Origin of the sequence: Streptomyces durocortorensis, assembly GCF_031760065.1 — a bacterium.
Classification (GTDB): domain Bacteria; phylum Actinomycetota; class Actinomycetes; order Streptomycetales; family Streptomycetaceae; genus Streptomyces.
Window position 1 is genome coordinate 2510586 of sequence record NZ_CP134500.1, and the last position, 14716, is coordinate 2525301.

A 14716-nucleotide genomic window follows, 5' to 3' on the forward strand; every position below is an offset into this window, starting at 1 on the left:
GTCGCCGGACCGCCGCTTCCTACACCTCCGCGTAACCGATCTGCGGCTTCGTGGGCACGGGAGCGGGTGCGGGTCGGCGAAGGTATACCGCCCAGGTGACCGCGGAGCACACGCCGTAGAAGGCGAGGAAGGACCAGAAGGCCGCTGTTCCGGTGCCGGAGGTCTGGAAGGACTGGCGGAAGGCGAGGTTGATCGCGAGGCCGCCGAGCGCCCCGACGGCCCCGATGAGCCCCATGGCCGCGCCGGAGATGCGCCGCCCCTGGGAGGCGGCCGCCTCCCCGTCGAGCCCCTGGGCGAGCGCCTTGGCGTGGAAGATGCCGGGGATCATCTTGTACGTCGATCCGTTGCCGAGCCCCGTCAGGACGAACAGGGCGATGAAGCCGACGAGGAAGACCGGCAGCGAGGAGGACCGGGAGGCCTGGATGACGACGACGGTGGCGGCGGCCATCGCACCGAAGGTGGCCAGCGTGATCCGCGCACCGCCGTACCGGTCGGCGAGCCGGCCCCCGACGGGCCGGATCAGGGAGCCCAGCAGCGGGCCGATGAAGGTGAGCGACGCGGCCTGGAGCGGGGTTCGGCCGAACTGGGTCTGGAGCACCAGGCCGAAGGCGAAGCTGTAGCCGATGAACGAGCCGAAGGTGCCGATGTAGAGGACCGACATGATCCAGGTGTGCGGGTCGCGGACGGCCTCCAGTGCGGCCCCGCCGTCGTTCTTCACGGGCCGGAGGTTGTCCATGTACAGGGCGGCGCACACGGCGGACACGACGATCAGCGGGATGTAGACACCGAGCACGATCCGCGGGTGCGAGGCCCCCAGCGTGCCGATGACGAGGAGCCCGATGAGCTGGACGACGGGTACGCCGATGTTGCCGCCGCCCGCGTTCAGGCCGAGCGCCCAGCCCTTCTTGCGCAGCGGGAAGAAGGCGTTGATGTTCGTCATCGATGAGGCGAAGTTCCCGCCGCCGATCCCGGTGAGCGCGGCGACCACCACGAAGGTGGCGTACGAGGTGCCGGGCTCCATCACCAGATACGCGGCGAGCGTCGGGACGAGCAGGCTCACCGCGCTGAAGATCGTCCAGTTGCGGCCGCCGAACCGGGCGACGGCGAAGGTGTACGGCACCCGCACCAGTGCGCCGACCAGCGTGGCCGTCGAGATGAGGAAGAACTTCCCGGCCGGGTCGACGCCGTACTCCGGTCCCATGAACAGGACCATCACCGACCACAGGGTCCAGATGGAGAATCCGATGTGCTCGGAGAGCACGGAGAACCACAGGTTGCGGCGGGCGACACGCTCCCCCTTCTCCCGCCAGAACGTCTCGTCCTCCGGCTCCCAGGTCTCGATCCAACGGCCTGCCATCACGTGCCTCCACAGGGGGGGGTCGGGGTGTTGTCCCTGACGCTAGGGAGTGCGCGTTTCGGTGCGGTGCCGGGAGGTGACCTGTGGGCAACCTTGCTCTCACCGGGCCGTTCGCGGCCCGGTGAGATGCGGTCCCGGGACGCGGTCTACGGTCTCCCGTCCGGCCAGAGCCGCGGGCGGCGCCTGGCCGCGACGTCCTCGGCCCAGCCGAAGGCGAGGACGCAGAGCGCGATGAGGGCCCAGGTGAGCAGCAGCACGGGCACCCAGCTCTCCAGCAGCCACGGCACGTTCTCGCTCAGGGCGTCGACCGACCACAGCCGGTCGTAGAGCGTGGCGGCGGTCAGGATGCAGACGTTGTGCCAGAGGTAGACGGTCACCGCCCGCGAGTTGAGGAGCGTGATCGGCCGGTCGAAGGCGCGCAGCCGCCCCGGCCACTCGGTCCAGGAGGGGCTGTAGTGCAGCAGGAGCAGCACACAGCCGAAGGACCACAGGGCCTGGGCGAGCGGGATGGAGTCCAGGTCGAAGCCGCCGCGGAAGCCCTCGTGGCTCGCCCACCACAGCCCCGCCCCCGCGAACAGCGGGGCGATCGACGGCACGACGTAGGCGGGCAGGCGTTTCAGGGCGCCTTCCTGGTGGGCCATGCCGAGGACCCAGCAGGCGCCGAAGGTGGAGAAGTCGGTGATCGCGGAGTCGAGGCGGTCGGTGGTGGAGAACAGGCCGAGCCGCATCACGACGGCGAGCGCGAGGGGCGCGAGCAGCGTCGGCCAGGGCAGTCTGCGCAGCCCGCGCAGGATCAGCGGCGAGAGCAGGACGAACCAGAGGTAGGCCCGGATGTACCAGAGCGGTCCGGCCAGCTCCTGCGGCCAGCTCTCCCCCAGGAAGCCGGGGACGCCCGCCACGTCGTACGCGTACGGCGGATCGCTCAGCGGCAGCACCCAGTACGCCAGGTGCTGCCACCACCAGCCGGGGTGGCCCTCGGCGTCCGGGCCCCAGCCCTGGGCGGCCATGCCGGTGACGCCGATCGCCCCGAGCAGCCACAGCGGCGGCAGCAGACGGCGGACCCGGCCGCGGATCACCTGCGCGGCGGGCCGTTCCAGCGAGCGGGCCATCAGCGTTCCGGCGAGCGCGAACATCACGCCCATGGACGGGAAGACGATCGGCAGCCAGGCCCAGCCGGTGAGGTGGTAGAGGACGACCCGGAAGAGGGCGAGGGCCCGCAACAGGTCGAAGTACCGGTCGCGGACGGGCCTGTGGGGTGGGGGTACGGGGGCGGGGGCTTCCGGTACCTGGGCGGCCGGGGCCGGGGCGGCGGGCCCGGCGGCGGCCGTGGGCCGGGGCGGCGCGGTCATGCGTGCGGCCTCCGGCCCGTACCGTTCCCGCCGCCGGACCCGGCCGCGGCACGCTGCGGGGTCCGGGTGGAGGTGCCGCCGGGCGCCTCCACCGCCCCCGTACGGCGCAGCTTCTGCCAGCGCAGCCGGCCACCGGTGAGCGCGGTGATCCACGACTGGAGCAGCACCACGTACATGAGCTGGCGGTAGAGGATCTGCTGAAGCGGCAGCGAGATCAGATGCACCATGCGTTCCTTGTCCAGCCGGAACGCGTACGCCGCGCAGACCGCCTGCACCACCAGCACCCCGAACCACGCGGCCACGGTCTTCGCGGTCGGCCCGAAGACCAGTCCGTACAGCAGGAACACGTCGATCAGGGGCGCCAGCAGCGGGGCGACGACCATGAACAGGGAGACGAACGGCAGCCCGACCCGGCCGAAGCGGCCCGAGGGCCCGCGTTCGATCACCGCGCGGCGGTGCTTCCAGATGGCCTGCATCGTGCCGTACGACCACCGGTAGCGCTGGGACCACAGCTGCTGCACGGACTCCGGCGCCTCGGTCCAGGCGCGGGCGTTCTCCGCGTAGACGACACGCCAGCCGTCCCGGTGCAGGGCCATGGTGACGTCGGTGTCCTCGGCGAGGGTGTCCTCGCTCATCCCGCCGACCCGCTCCAGGGCCTCGCGGCGGAACGCGCCGACGGCTCCGGGGATGGTGGGCATACAGCCGAGTACGTCGTACATCCGGCGGTCCAGGTTGAAGCCCATCACGTACTCGATGTGCTGCCAGGCGCCGATCAGGGAGTCGCGGTTGCCGACTTTGGCGTTGCCCGCGACGGCTCCGACCCGGGGGTCGGCGAAGGGCTGGACCAGCTCGCGGACAGTGGACGGTTCAAACACGGTGTCGCCGTCCATCATCACGACGATGTCGTAACGGGCGTGCCGGATACCGTTGTTGAGGGCGGCCGGTTTGCCCGCGTTCTGCTGGCGCACCACCCGTACGCGGGGCAGCCGCATCGCTTCGACGAGGCCGGCGGTGCCGTCGGTGGAGCCGTCGTCGATGACGATGACCTCGATGGGGTGGTCACTGGCGACCAGCGAGCGGACCGTCGCCTCGATGCACTCGCGTTCGTTGTACGCGGGCACGAGGACGGAGACCGGGCGCATGAGGGGGTCGCCCCAGCGGAAGCCCTTGCGGCGGACCTTGCGGGCGTGGGCGAAGGACAGCAGCAGCATCAGCCCGAAGCGGGCCAGGACCAGGACGCCGATGACGGCGAGCCCGACGACCAGGACGCCGGTGATCCGCTCGGAGACGGCGACGGCGGAGACGAACGCCTTGCCCTTCCACAGCGCGAACCCGGTGACCGGGGTGTGCGCGCTGGGGGCGTCGAGGGCGGTGGTGAGCCGGGTGAAGGTGTAGCCCTTCTTCTTCAGGTCCGGCAGCAGGAGGTCCAGCGCGGCCACGGTCTGGGAGCGGTCGCCGCCGGAGTCGTGCAGCAGGACGATGGCTCCCTCGCCGTCCTTCGGCGTGGCCCGTTCGACGATGGCGCGGACTCCGGGGCGCTTCCAGTCCTCGCTGTCGGTGTCGTTGACGACCGTGAGGTAGCCGCGGCCGCCGATGTACTCGGTGACCGGCCAGGACTTGTTGTCCATGGCGTACGAGAACGAGGAGTACGGCGGCCGGAACAGCGAGCTCCGGATTCCGGCGGCGCCCGCCAGCGCCAGCTGGTTCTGGGAGAGCTCCCGGTCGATGCGCTCGGAGGTCTGGTAGGACAGGTCGGGGTGCCCGAAGGTGTGCAGGCCGATCTCGTGGCCCTCGTCGACCATCCGCCGGACCAGGTCCGGGTGGCGTGCGGCCATGTTCCCGGCGACGAAGAAGACGGCGTGCGCGTCGTACTCCTTCAGCTTGTCGAGCACCTTCGGCGTCCACACCGGGTCCGGCCCGTCGTCGAAGGTCAGGACGATCCGGTTGTCGGGTATGCGCAGTGTCCTGGGGACGCCCGCGCGGGCGTCGATGACGGGACCGCCGCCGAGGACCTCCTTCGGCACCTGGGAGGTGGGCGCGGGCGGCCGTACGCGGTGGTCGGCCTGGAACTCGTTGTGGACGTAACCGCGCAGCATCAACATCACGAGCAGGGCGACGAGCAGGGTCGAGGGCAGGAGGTAGCGCATGGGGAGCCTGAGCCGGCTCCGGCTCTGCTTCCGCTTCCGCGCGGCCCGCTTCGACCGGTCGTACCTGCCCCGCGGGGCGGGGGAGTTCATTTACGGGGCGCTCTCTTCTTGCACCGGGGGTTCGGGAGTCTCGGTGGGGCCGCTCGTCGGAGCGGGTGGCTCCGGTTCGGGCTCGGGGGACGGCGGCGGAGGCTCGTCCGGCGGCTTGGCGGCCGAGGTCGCGGGGGCCGGCTCAGTGGCCCCGCCGCCCCCGGTGCCGCTGGGCGGCGCTGCCGGGGCGGAGGCGGAGGGGCTGCCCGTCGATCCGGCGGGTACGACGACGGAGGTGGCCGAGGGGGCCGCGCTGCCGGGGGTACCGGACTCCGGGGCTGCCGGGCCGGAGGCGCCGGGGGTGGCCTCCGGTGCGCCGTCGGACGGGTCGGCGGCGTCGCCGGGCGCGGGGTCCGCCTCGGCCTCCTCCGCCTTCGCCTCCTCCTTGGGCTCGGACAGGGGCAGCCAGGGGGCACTGGAGCTGCCGCCGAGGACGGCGAAGACGAGGGTGACGGCGTAGGCGACGCAGACCGTGGCGAGGGCCCAGCCGAGGCGCCGGAAGGTCTTGCCGCGACGGCCGCTCTCGTCGACGAAGACCGGTCCTTCGGAACTGTCCGGCGGGGCGGGTTCACCGGGCAGCTCGGCGAGTTGACGCCCCAGCCCGTCGAGCTGCATCGTCGCGTCGTTGGGCTCGTGCGTGTGCCCGGTTCTCATGCCTTCGCGCCAGTTGTCCACGACTGAAGCCCAACCCCCACTCAAGAATCAGGCGCACGGAATTGACCGGTTCTCTACTGCCGGACTGGGCCCCCACCTGTCCGCGCGCCCTGACGTTCATCCACTCGGACGATGAATGTAGCGCACGGCATTGACGCCCAAGTGCCCCTGAACGGAGTTGATCAGGAACAGTTGCGCATCAGTGACAGATCCCCCTCGGGAAGCCAGGACCCGGGCGGTGGCACCATCCACCCCTGGGCATGTGCCAACTGGTCAGTAGCGTTGCGCAGGGCGTCCACCCCGGGGTGCTGGAGCCCCTTGCGCCAGACCAGGGCCACCGGCGAAAGCGGAACCGGATCGACGAGCGGGCGCAGCACCGTTCCCGGCAGCGTCGGGAAATCGACAACGGCGAGCACAGGGTGACCGGCTTTCGACATCACCCGTTGAAATTCGGCCACACCTACGGCGAGCGGGATGGGCGGGGCCAGCACGATGCCCCAGGCGGCGAACAGCTGTGCGGCGAGGTCGGTCCACTCCAACGTCCGCTCGTTTCCCGCCCCCGCGTAGACCGTCTCTCCGGACAGCTCGGACAGGGCGATGACCTCCCGGCCCGCGAGGGGGTGGGAGACCGGGAGCATCAGGGCCATCGGCTCGTACCGCACCGGCTGTACGGACAGCTGCGCGAGCACCGCGGGGCGCAGTCCGGCGGCCCGGCCGAAGGAGGCGTCGAGCCGGCCGGCCAGGATCTCGGCGGCGGCCCAGGTCAGCCCGGACTCGAAGCGGGCCATCAGCTCGCACTCCGGAACCAGCTCCCGGGCCCGCTCCAGCACCCGGGCGGCGGTCGCCCCCTCACTGTTCAGGTCGACGAGCAGCGGCCGGGCGGGCGAACCGCTGAAGGCCCCGGTGAGCTCGGCGTGCGCGTCGAGGACCCGGCGGGCGTACGGGAGGAGGCGCTCGCCGTCCGGGGTGAGGGCGACCTGACGCGTGGTGCGGACGAACAGCTCCGTACCGAGTTCGCGCTCCAGCCGCCGGATGTCCCGGCTCAGCGCCTGCTGCGCCACGAAGAGACGGGCGGCGGCGCGGGTGAAGTGCAGCTCCTCGGCGACGGCGAGGAAGGCGCGCAGGAGTCGGGGATCGGTGTCGGGGGCGGGCACGCGGCGAATCTACAGCGCGGGAGACCACTCACAACACCTCCGCGTGAATCGGCCCGGAGAAGGTGTTGGACCCGGGCAGCGGGCCAGGGTGAGTCTGACCGTATGCCGATACGCCCTGCCGCACCCCCTGCCGCCCGGCCGCTCCGGGCGGCCCGGCCCGCACCCTCCGCCACTCCCCTGCTCACGGTCGCGGGCGGCCATCTGATCGCGGCCCCGGGCGCCGCGCCGGAGCGCGTGGGACGGCGGCCGCCGAACCCGTATCTCCGGCTGCTGGCGACCCCCGGGGCCCGCGCGTTCACGGCGGGCAGCCTGATCGCCCGGCTGCCCATGGGGATGCTCGGTGTCAGCGCGGTCATCATGATCGCCGGGTCCCGCGGGTCGTACGCCCTGGCCGGGGCGGTGACCGCGACCGGGCTGGCCGCTACGGCCCTCGTCGCGCCGTTCACCGCCCGGCTCGTGGACCGCTTCGGGCAGGCGCGGGTCGCCGTGCCCGCCACCGCGATCGCCGTGCTCGGTTCGCTGGCCCTGGTGCTGTGCGTACACCGCGACGCCCCGGCCTGGACCCTCTTCGCCGCGTACGCCGCGACCGCCACCACCCCCAACACCGGCGGGATGGCCCGGGCCCGCTGGGCGCGTCTGCACCGGGGCGATCCGGCGGCCCTGCACACCGCGAACTCCTTCGAGCAGTCCGCCGACGAGCTGTGCTTCATGCTGGGCCCGGTCCTCGCCGCGACGCTCTGCGGGGCGCTGTTCCCGGAGGCGGGCACCCTGGCGGGGGCGCTGCTCCTGATGACCGGCGTCCTGGTCTTCACCGCCCAGCGCGCCACGGAACCGCCGGCCGCCCCGCGCGCGAGGGCGGTGTCCTCCCCCCTGCGCACCCCCGGGATGCCCGCGCTGCTGGCGGTCTTCCTCGCCACGGGTGCGGTGTTCGGGGCGCTGGAGGTGGTCTCCATCGCGCATGCCGGGGGCGCGATCCTGGCGCTCCAGGCGGCGGGCTCGGGGGCGGCGGGCCTGGTCTACGGTGCGCTGCGGCCCGCCCGGAACGTCCACCTCCGGCTGGTGGTCTGTCTGGCCGGGATGACGGCGCTGATGTCCCTGCCGCTGCTGGCCGCCGCCGCGTCGGCGTCCCTGCCCGTCCTGGCGCTCTGCCTGCTGCTCGCGGGCGCGGCAACGGCCCCCACCATGGTGACGGGCATGACGCTGGTCCAACGGGCCACGCGCCAGGAGCAGTTGAACGAGGGCATGACGCTCTCGGTGACCGCGCTGCTGGGCGGGGTCGCGGCCGGGGCGGCGGCCGGCGGATGGCTGGTGGAGCATGCGGGGACGGCCTCCGGCTACGCGGCCCCGGTGTGCGCGGCGGCCCTCGCGCTGGCCATCGCCCTCGCCGGCGCGGCGGGCCGCGGGGTCAGAGCCCGAGTCACTCCGGCCGGCGCCGCCCGCAGCCGGTGGCCCGGTACCACTGGACCGGGGGCTTCAGCTCGCGGCGCGGGCGGCGGGCGTCCCGCGGTTCACCGGACGCCCCGGCCGTCCGCCACGATCCGCGCTGCCAAGCCCACCGCACCGAACAGGAGTTGACCTGGCCAGATCGCTGGGAGAGGCTGGCCCGGCCGCTGTTCACGCGTACCCGGGGGGACTTCTCGTATGGCGACCACGACCGGAGGTCTGCGCGTCGGACCTGACTCGGCTCCGGACCGGTACCGGCTGCGGCGTTCCATCGGCCGCGGCGGCGAGGCGGTGCTCTACCTGGCCGACCTGGAGCTGTCCGGAGAGGCCGAGCCCGTCGTGGTGAAGGTCCTGGACACCCGCTCCACCATGACGGCCGAGGGCTTCGCCCGGATCAGCGCCGCGTGGAGCGACCAGGCGGAGCTGCTCCGCTTCGTGCACCGGGTCGGGGTGATCGGCGTACGGGAACACTTCGAGGGCCCGCCCCCGCACCCGCCGGGCCGGGCCGCGGAGAGCACCGGCCGCTGCCTCTACCTGGTGATGAACCACGTGGAGGGCCTGGACCTGCGGGACTGGCGGGCCGAACGCACCCTGGAGACGCCCGACGAGCGGCGCGAGGCCGTGCGCTGTCTGGAGCAGCTGGCCGAGGTGCTGGACCGGCTGCACTCGGGCAGCGCCACCCCGTCGGGCCGCGTGGTAGTGCACGGTGATCTCTCCCCCGGCAATGTGATGGTCGACTCCGACGGCCAGGCCACCCTGGTCGACTTCGGGCTGAGCAAGCTCGCCCCCGAACACCGCACGGCCGAGGTCTGGTTCACTCCCGGATTCGCGGCTCCCGAGGTCCACGAGGGCGTACGGTCCCCGGCCGCCGACCGGTACGCGTTCGGCGCCCTCGCCTACTTCCTGCTCAGCGGCGAGACCCCGCCCGCGACGCCGGAGCAGCTGCGCGAGCGGTTCACCGCGCTGCCGGAGGTCACCGGCCTGCCGCCCGAGCAGCGGACCGCCCTGCTCGCGCTGTACGAGGCCGACCCCGGCCGCAGACCGGAGTCCCTGACCGGGTGGGTGCGGCAGTTGCGCCCCGCGGTGGTGGCGACGACGTCCCGCGCGCGTACGGTCACCGCTCCTCCGCCGCCCACGTCCCCGCCGCCGGGTGGCGCGTTGCCCGGGGCCGCGCCGCCCGGGGCCGCTTCCTCCGCGCGCCCGCATTACGTCGCCCCGCAGACACCACCGACACCGCCGGGATCACCGACGCAACCGCCGGCGGCCTTGACAGCGCCGGACCCCGGGCGCCCCAGCCGGAAGTACCTGCTGCCGCTGGGCGCGGCGGCTGCCGTGACGCTGCTGGTGGTCGGCGCGGTCCTGGGCTCCCGGCTGGCCTCCGGCGACGACGACGGCGGCACCGCCTCCGGCAAGGGCCCGGAGGTGACCCGTACGGCCACCGAGAGCCCCGCGGCAGAGCCGAGCACCGAGCCCAGCACCCCGTCGGAATCGCCCGGGACACCGACGGCCGACCCGTCCGGCACCCTGGACGCGTCACCCTCCTCTGACTCTTCGGAGCCCGCCGCGAGGGAGCCCCAGTCCTTGACGGCGCTGACGCCGGTGGACGGCTCCTCGTGGGACACCGAACCGTCAGTCCTGAACACCCGGGAGTTCGAGACGGCGATGACCACGCGCCTGCCGTGCTACAACGGGACCAAGGTCACCGAATACAACCTGGAACGCGCCTGGTCCTCCCTCCGGTTCGTCGGCGGCATCACGGACGACTCCCCCCAGTCGCAGGGAAAGGTGACGTTCCTGGGCGACGGAAAGATCCTGGAGTCCGGAACCCTGTCCCTGGGCAAGGAACGGACCTTCGACGTGCCGGTCGACGGCGTACTGCGGCTGCGCGTCACCCTCGACACCGCGTCCGGCGACTGCAAAGGCATCGCCGCTCTCGCCGACCCCGTACTGGAACCCTGACCCGTCCCGCCCTGGGACCCGCCTGGACATGGGAGACGTCCGGACATGGGAAAAGCCTCCGCCCCGCGAGTGAACTCGCGGGGCGGAGGCTTACATGGGGTGGTGGAGATGGCGGGAATCGAACCCGCGTCCAACGGTGCGGAACCAGGGCTTCTCCGAGTGCAGTTCGCTGCGCTTTTCTCGGCCCCGGAGGTCACGCGAACAAGCCTCCGACAGGCTCAGCCACTGTTTGATTTCCTTCTCGGCCCCGTGGCCGGGCCGAGAAGTTTAGATCCCTAGTTGATGCCAGGATCCGGGTCGGGATCACCCCCGGGCTGACACTCCGCAGAGTCTTCGCTAGCTGCTAATTAGGCAGCGAGGGCGAAGGCGGAGGAATCGCGCTTGGAATTGGCGATTATTGTTTGCGACATATGGTTTACGAGATCATTGCCGCTTCCTCGACTCGCTTCCCCTGCTTCGACATCCGCTGTCGAAACCGATCATCCCCATGTTGATTTTTCAATCCGCGCACCTTCGCTGAGGTGCGTAGCCCATCGTACGTGACCAACGCGGGACGATGCCACCGTATTCCCGCCCACGGCCCGGTCAGGCGCTGCGCTGGCGCCGGCGGGCCGCCGCGATGGCACGGTTCGTCTCCCGCGTGTCCTGCTTCTCGCGGAGCGTCTGGCGCTTGTCGTACTCCTTCTTGCCCTTCGCGAGCGCGATCTCGACCTTGACCCGGCCGTCCTTGAAGTACAGCGCGAGCGGCACGATCGTGTGGCCCGTCTCCTGCGACTTCGACTCCAGCTTGTCGATCTCGGCCCGGTGCAGCAACAGCTTGCGCTTCCGCTTGGCCGCGTGGTTGGTCCAGGTTCCCTGGACGTACTCGGGGACGTGGATGTTGTGGAGCCACGCCTCGTGGTCGTCGATCTGGACGAACCCGTCGACCAGGGAGGCCCGCCCCATGCGCAGCGACTTGACCTCCGTCCCCATGAGGACGAGACCGCACTCGTAGGTGTCGATGATGGTGTAGTCGTGCCGCGCCTTCTTGTTCTGCGCGATCATCTTGCGCCCGGTGTCTTTTTCCTTCGCCATAGTGCGGTCATTTTCGCACTACGACCCACCCCCGAGGCCACTCAATACCGTCTCGGCCCGCTGCTGGGCCCGCCCGTGCACCACGAGGTCGGGGGTGATGCCCCGGCCGTCGACGTTGTGGCCGCCCGGGGTGCGGTAGTGGCCCACGGTCAGCTCGGCCACCGAGCCGCCGGGAAGCTTGCTGGGCATCTGCACGGAGCCCTTGCCGAAGGTGGGCGTACCGACAGTGACCGCGCGGCCCCGGTCCTGGAGGGCCCCGGTCAGCAGCTCGGCGGCGCTCATCGTGCCGCCGTCGACGAGGACGACGACCGGCCGGTCCGTGTCGCCGCCCGGATCGGCGTGCAGGGCGCGCTGCTCCCCGCGTACGTCGTACGTGGCGACCAGGCCGCCGTCCAGGAAGGCGGAGGCGGCGACGACGGCCTCGGCGACGAGACCGCCGGAGTTGGCGCGCAGGTCGAGCAGTATCCCGGCCCCCTCGGGTGCGGACCGGACCGCGTCCCGGACCTTGGCCCCGGCGCCCTTGGTGAAGGCGGCGACCTTGATGAGGACCGCCGAGGAGGGCTCCGCGCCCAGCCTCCGTACGGTGACCGCCTCGGTGGTCAGCCGGGCCCGCTCCAGGGTCCTGGTCCAGCTCCGCCCGTCCCGTACGAGCCCGAGCTCCACCCGGCTGCCCGCGGCCGCTCCCGTACCGTCACCGCGGAGTAACGCGACGACCTCGGCGACGGGGCGTCTGTCGATACGGCGGCCGTCCAGGGTGCGCAGCAGGTCACCGGCGCGGATACCGGCCCGGTCGGCGGGGCCGCCGGGCTGGACGCGGGAGACGCTGACGGCCCCGTCGTCCGTCCGTCGGGCGGAGAGCCCGACACCGGTGTACGAGCCGTCCAGGGCCTGCTCGAACTCCTCGTACTCCCGCTGGTCGTACACCGCGCCCCAGCGGTCCCCGCTGCGGCTGACGACCTCCTCGGCGGCGTCCTTCACGGACTTCCCGTCGGCCTGCGCGTCGGCGGCGGCGTCCTCGATCTCGTCGCGGTCGACCGGGGCGACGGTCGAGGAGACGGCCCGGGTCCGCGGGCCGGGGGCGGCATCGGGCTCCTGCGGCAGCGAACCGGTCGCCGCGGCGGTGGCGAGCACGCACCCGAAGACCAATGTCAGGGCCGCCCCGCGGCAAAGGCCGCGGGGCCCGAAGCGGTGCGTACAACCCGACATGGCGCCGAGTCTAGGACAAGCCTCCTGGGGCGGACGGGTACTTGCCCGTGCGCCCCAGGGGCACATGTCACACCTTCAGGTACTTGCGGAGCGCGAAGAGAGCCGCAACGGCCGGCATCAGGAGGCCGATCGCGAGCACCAGCGGGAGCTTGGTGAGGACCGCGTCCCAGCCGATGAAGTTGATCAGGTTCAGCTTCTCCTGGAGCGCGAGGCCGCCGTCGATGAGGAAGTACCGGCCGCCGAGCAGCATCGCGCAGGCCAGCACGCCGCCGATCAGACCGGCGACGGCCGCCTCCATGATGAAGGGGGCCTGGATGTAGAAGCCGGAGGCTCCCACCAGGCGCATGATGCCCGTCTCACGTCTCCTGCTGAACGCGGAGACGCGCACGGTGTTGACGATCAGGATCAGCGCGATGACCAGCATGAGGATCATCACGTAGATCGCGACGACGTTCATGCCGTTCATCAGCTCGAAGAGGTTGTCCAGGATGGACCGCTGGTCCTGGACGGACTGCACCCCGTCCCGTCCCGCGAAGGCCGTGGCGACGACCTTGTACTTCTGCGGGTCCTTGAGCTTGACGCGGAACGACTCCTGCATCTGGTCGGGCGTGATGTTGCCCGCCATCGGGGAGTCTCCGAACTGCTCCTGGTAGTGCTTGTACGCCTCGTCGGCCGTCTCGAAGTGAACGGGCTTCTGGACGGCGTCCATCTTCTCCAGATCGGCCTTGATCTGGTCCTTCTGCTCCTTGGTGACAGCACCCTTGGCACACTTGGGCATGTCCTTGGCGTCGTTCTTGTTGCAGAGGAAGATGGAGACGTTGACCTTGTCGTACCAGTAGTCCTTCATCGTGCTGACCTGCTCGCGCATCAGCAGCGCACCGCCGAACAGGGCGAGCGAGAGGGCGACGGAGACCACGACCGCGAAGGTCATCGTGAGGTTGCGGCGGAGACCGACGCCGATCTCCGACAGGACGAACTGGGCGCGCATGGCGTCCTTTCAGTGCAGTGCTCGATGCTCGAAATGCGCGGGGGCCCGAGGACCCCCGGGTCAGTGCTGGTAGCCGTAGACGCCGCGCGCCTGGTCGCGTACGAGACGGCCCTGTTCGAGCTCGATGACGCGCTTGCGCATCTGGTCGACGATGTTCTGGTCGTGGGTCGCCATGATCACGGTGGTGCCGGTCCGGTTGATCCGGTCCAGCAGCTTCATGATGCCCACGGAGGTCTGCGGGTCGAGGTTGCCGGTCGGCTCGTCCGCGATCAGCAGCATGGGGCGGTTCACGAAGGCGCGGGCGATGGCCACGCGCTGCTGCTCACCGCCGGAGAGCTCTCCGGGCATCCGCTCCTCCTTGCCGCCGAGGCCGACGAGGTCGAGCACCTGGGGCACCGCCTTGCGGATCTCACCGCGGGGCTTGCCGATGACCTCCTGCGCGAAGGCCACGTTCTCGGCGACCGTCTTGTTCGGCAGCAGACGGAAGTCCTGGAAGACCGTCCCCAGCTGGCGGCGCATCTGCGGCACCTTCCAGTTGGACAGCCGCGCGAGATCCTTGCCGAGCACATGGACCATGCCCGTGCTGGCGCGCTCCTCGCGCAGGATCAGCCGCATGAAGGTCGACTTGCCGGAGCCGGAGGAGCCCACCAGGAAGACGAACTCACCCTTCTCGATGTCCAGCGAGACATCGCGCAGAGCCGGTCGGGTCTGCTTCGGGTAGGTCTTGGAGACGTTGTCGAATCGGATCACGGATGCACCACGGTCGGCCGGGAGTAGGTGAGCGTGACCATACGCGAACCGGGCTCACGCGTGCAGGCGGCGTCCGACAATGGGCGATTTATGGCGAATGGCCGCCCGGAACGCATCGGGGCGGACCGGGCCTTGTCCGGCGGGCCGCGCCGAAAACGGCGCGAGCTGGCACAGTGGTGGGGGGAACGGTTGCGTTTCCCTGAGCGTTGTGCGGAGAGAACGCAAGCAAGCGGCTCCGCCGCGCGGGAGGAGGAATGCGCATGACCTATGACCGACTGGTGTGCGCGAACTGCGCGGCGCCCGTGAGCGAGGGTCGCTGCCGCGTCTGCCGTGCCGTGCGGCAGCAGATGCTGGAGGAGCAGGGCCAGGGCCCGCTGGCCGGGATGAGCCCCGTCATGCTGATCGCCCTGATGGTGGTGCTGCTGACCGCCCTCGCACTGCTGGCGCACCAAGCGGCCTGATCCGGCCCGCCGCCCCCCTGCCCGGCCCGTCCGGGGCTCGTAAACGTGTGCGTACGCCCGTCTGAGCGGGCCTGACGCCGGAAG

At 71.4% G+C, this 14716-nt stretch carries 12 protein-coding genes and 1 other RNA gene; 3 read left to right on the forward strand and 10 right to left on the reverse strand.

Annotated features, from left to right (window positions below; translation table 11 throughout):
- Window positions 1–19: 19 nt before the first annotated feature.
- The 5 genes from RI138_RS11100 to RI138_RS11120 all read right to left on the reverse strand — a co-directional run bounded on the left by RI138_RS11100 (window position 20) and on the right by RI138_RS11120 (window position 6751).
- Entirely contained in the window at window positions 20–1357 is a 1338-nt protein-coding gene (locus RI138_RS11100; RefSeq protein WP_311119777.1) for a nitrate/nitrite transporter, read from the reverse strand.
- A 146-nt stretch (window positions 1358–1503) separates the two neighbouring features.
- Window positions 1504–2706: an acyltransferase family protein gene (locus RI138_RS11105; RefSeq protein ID WP_311119778.1), complete on the reverse strand. Its 1203-nt coding sequence runs from the start codon at window positions 2704–2706 to the stop codon at window positions 1504–1506.
- Window positions 2703–4943, reverse strand: a complete 2241-nt coding sequence (locus RI138_RS11110; protein WP_311119779.1) for a bifunctional polysaccharide deacetylase/glycosyltransferase family 2 protein — start codon at window positions 4941–4943, stop codon at window positions 2703–2705. Before RI138_RS11110 ends, RI138_RS11105 begins: the two co-directional genes overlap by 4 nt.
- Window positions 4944–5618, reverse strand: a complete 675-nt coding sequence (locus RI138_RS11115) for a hypothetical protein (protein ID WP_311119780.1) — start codon at window positions 5616–5618, stop codon at window positions 4944–4946.
- Between the two features lie 161 nt (window positions 5619–5779).
- Window positions 5780–6751, reverse strand: coding sequence for a LysR family transcriptional regulator (locus RI138_RS11120; RefSeq protein ID WP_311119781.1), 972 nt, complete (start codon window positions 6749–6751; stop codon window positions 5780–5782).
- A 102-nt stretch (window positions 6752–6853) separates the two neighbouring features.
- On the opposite strand from RI138_RS11120, the gene RI138_RS11125 reads away from it, so the two are divergent.
- A complete protein-coding gene (locus RI138_RS11125) occupies window positions 6854–8326 on the forward strand; it encodes an MFS transporter (RefSeq protein ID WP_311119782.1) in 1473 nt (490 codons plus the stop codon).
- A 66-nt stretch (window positions 8327–8392) separates the two neighbouring features.
- A complete protein-coding gene (locus tag RI138_RS11130) occupies window positions 8393–10153 on the forward strand; it encodes a serine/threonine protein kinase (RefSeq protein WP_311119783.1) in 1761 nt (586 codons plus the stop codon).
- A 100-nt stretch (window positions 10154–10253) separates the two neighbouring features.
- On the opposite strand, the gene ssrA is transcribed toward RI138_RS11130, so the two are convergent.
- The 5 genes from ssrA to ftsE form a co-directional block, all read right to left on the reverse strand.
- Window positions 10254–10640: a transfer-messenger RNA gene (gene ssrA / locus RI138_RS11135) on the reverse strand.
- Window positions 10641–10738: 98 nt separating this feature from the next.
- Entirely contained in the window at window positions 10739–11227 is a 489-nt protein-coding gene (smpB, locus tag RI138_RS11140; protein ID WP_311119784.1) for an SsrA-binding protein SmpB, read from the reverse strand.
- An 18-nt stretch (window positions 11228–11245) separates the two neighbouring features.
- Window positions 11246–12433: a S41 family peptidase gene (locus tag RI138_RS11145; RefSeq protein ID WP_311119785.1), complete on the reverse strand. Its 1188-nt coding sequence runs from the start codon at window positions 12431–12433 to the stop codon at window positions 11246–11248.
- 67 nt (window positions 12434–12500) lie between these two features.
- A complete protein-coding gene (gene ftsX, locus RI138_RS11150; protein ID WP_096632941.1) occupies window positions 12501–13421 on the reverse strand; it encodes a permease-like cell division protein FtsX in 921 nt (306 codons plus the stop codon).
- A gap of 60 nt (window positions 13422–13481) precedes the next feature.
- A complete protein-coding gene (ftsE, locus tag RI138_RS11155; protein ID WP_003968787.1) occupies window positions 13482–14171 on the reverse strand; it encodes a cell division ATP-binding protein FtsE in 690 nt (229 codons plus the stop codon).
- Between the two features lie 260 nt (window positions 14172–14431).
- Between ftsE and RI138_RS11160 the strand changes: the two genes are divergently transcribed.
- On the forward strand, window positions 14432–14632 hold the full coding sequence (locus tag RI138_RS11160) for a hypothetical protein (RefSeq protein ID WP_030589144.1): 201 nt from the start codon (window positions 14432–14434) through the stop codon (window positions 14630–14632).
- Window positions 14633–14716 lie beyond the last annotated feature (84 nt).

Coding starts and splice junctions, on each gene's coding strand:
- RI138_RS11125 (WP_311119782.1), top strand. CDS start 6,854: ATGCCGATACGCCCTGCCGCACCCCCTGCCGCCCGGCCGCTCCGGGCG.
- RI138_RS11110 (WP_311119779.1), bottom strand. CDS start 4,943: ATGAACTCCCCCGCCCCGCGGGGCAGGTACGACCGGTCGAAGCGGGCC.
- RI138_RS11145 (WP_311119785.1), bottom strand. CDS start 12,433: ATGTCGGGTTGTACGCACCGCTTCGGGCCCCGCGGCCTTTGCCGCGGG.
- ftsX (WP_096632941.1), bottom strand. CDS start 13,421: ATGCGCGCCCAGTTCGTCCTGTCGGAGATCGGCGTCGGTCTCCGCCGC.
- RI138_RS11160 (WP_030589144.1), top strand. CDS start 14,432: ATGACCTATGACCGACTGGTGTGCGCGAACTGCGCGGCGCCCGTGAGC.
- RI138_RS11105 (WP_311119778.1), bottom strand. CDS start 2,706: ATGACCGCGCCGCCCCGGCCCACGGCCGCCGCCGGGCCCGCCGCCCCG.
- RI138_RS11130 (WP_311119783.1), top strand. CDS start 8,393: ATGGCGACCACGACCGGAGGTCTGCGCGTCGGACCTGACTCGGCTCCG.
- RI138_RS11100 (WP_311119777.1), bottom strand. CDS start 1,357: ATGGCAGGCCGTTGGATCGAGACCTGGGAGCCGGAGGACGAGACGTTC.
- smpB (WP_311119784.1), bottom strand. CDS start 11,227: ATGGCGAAGGAAAAAGACACCGGGCGCAAGATGATCGCGCAGAACAAG.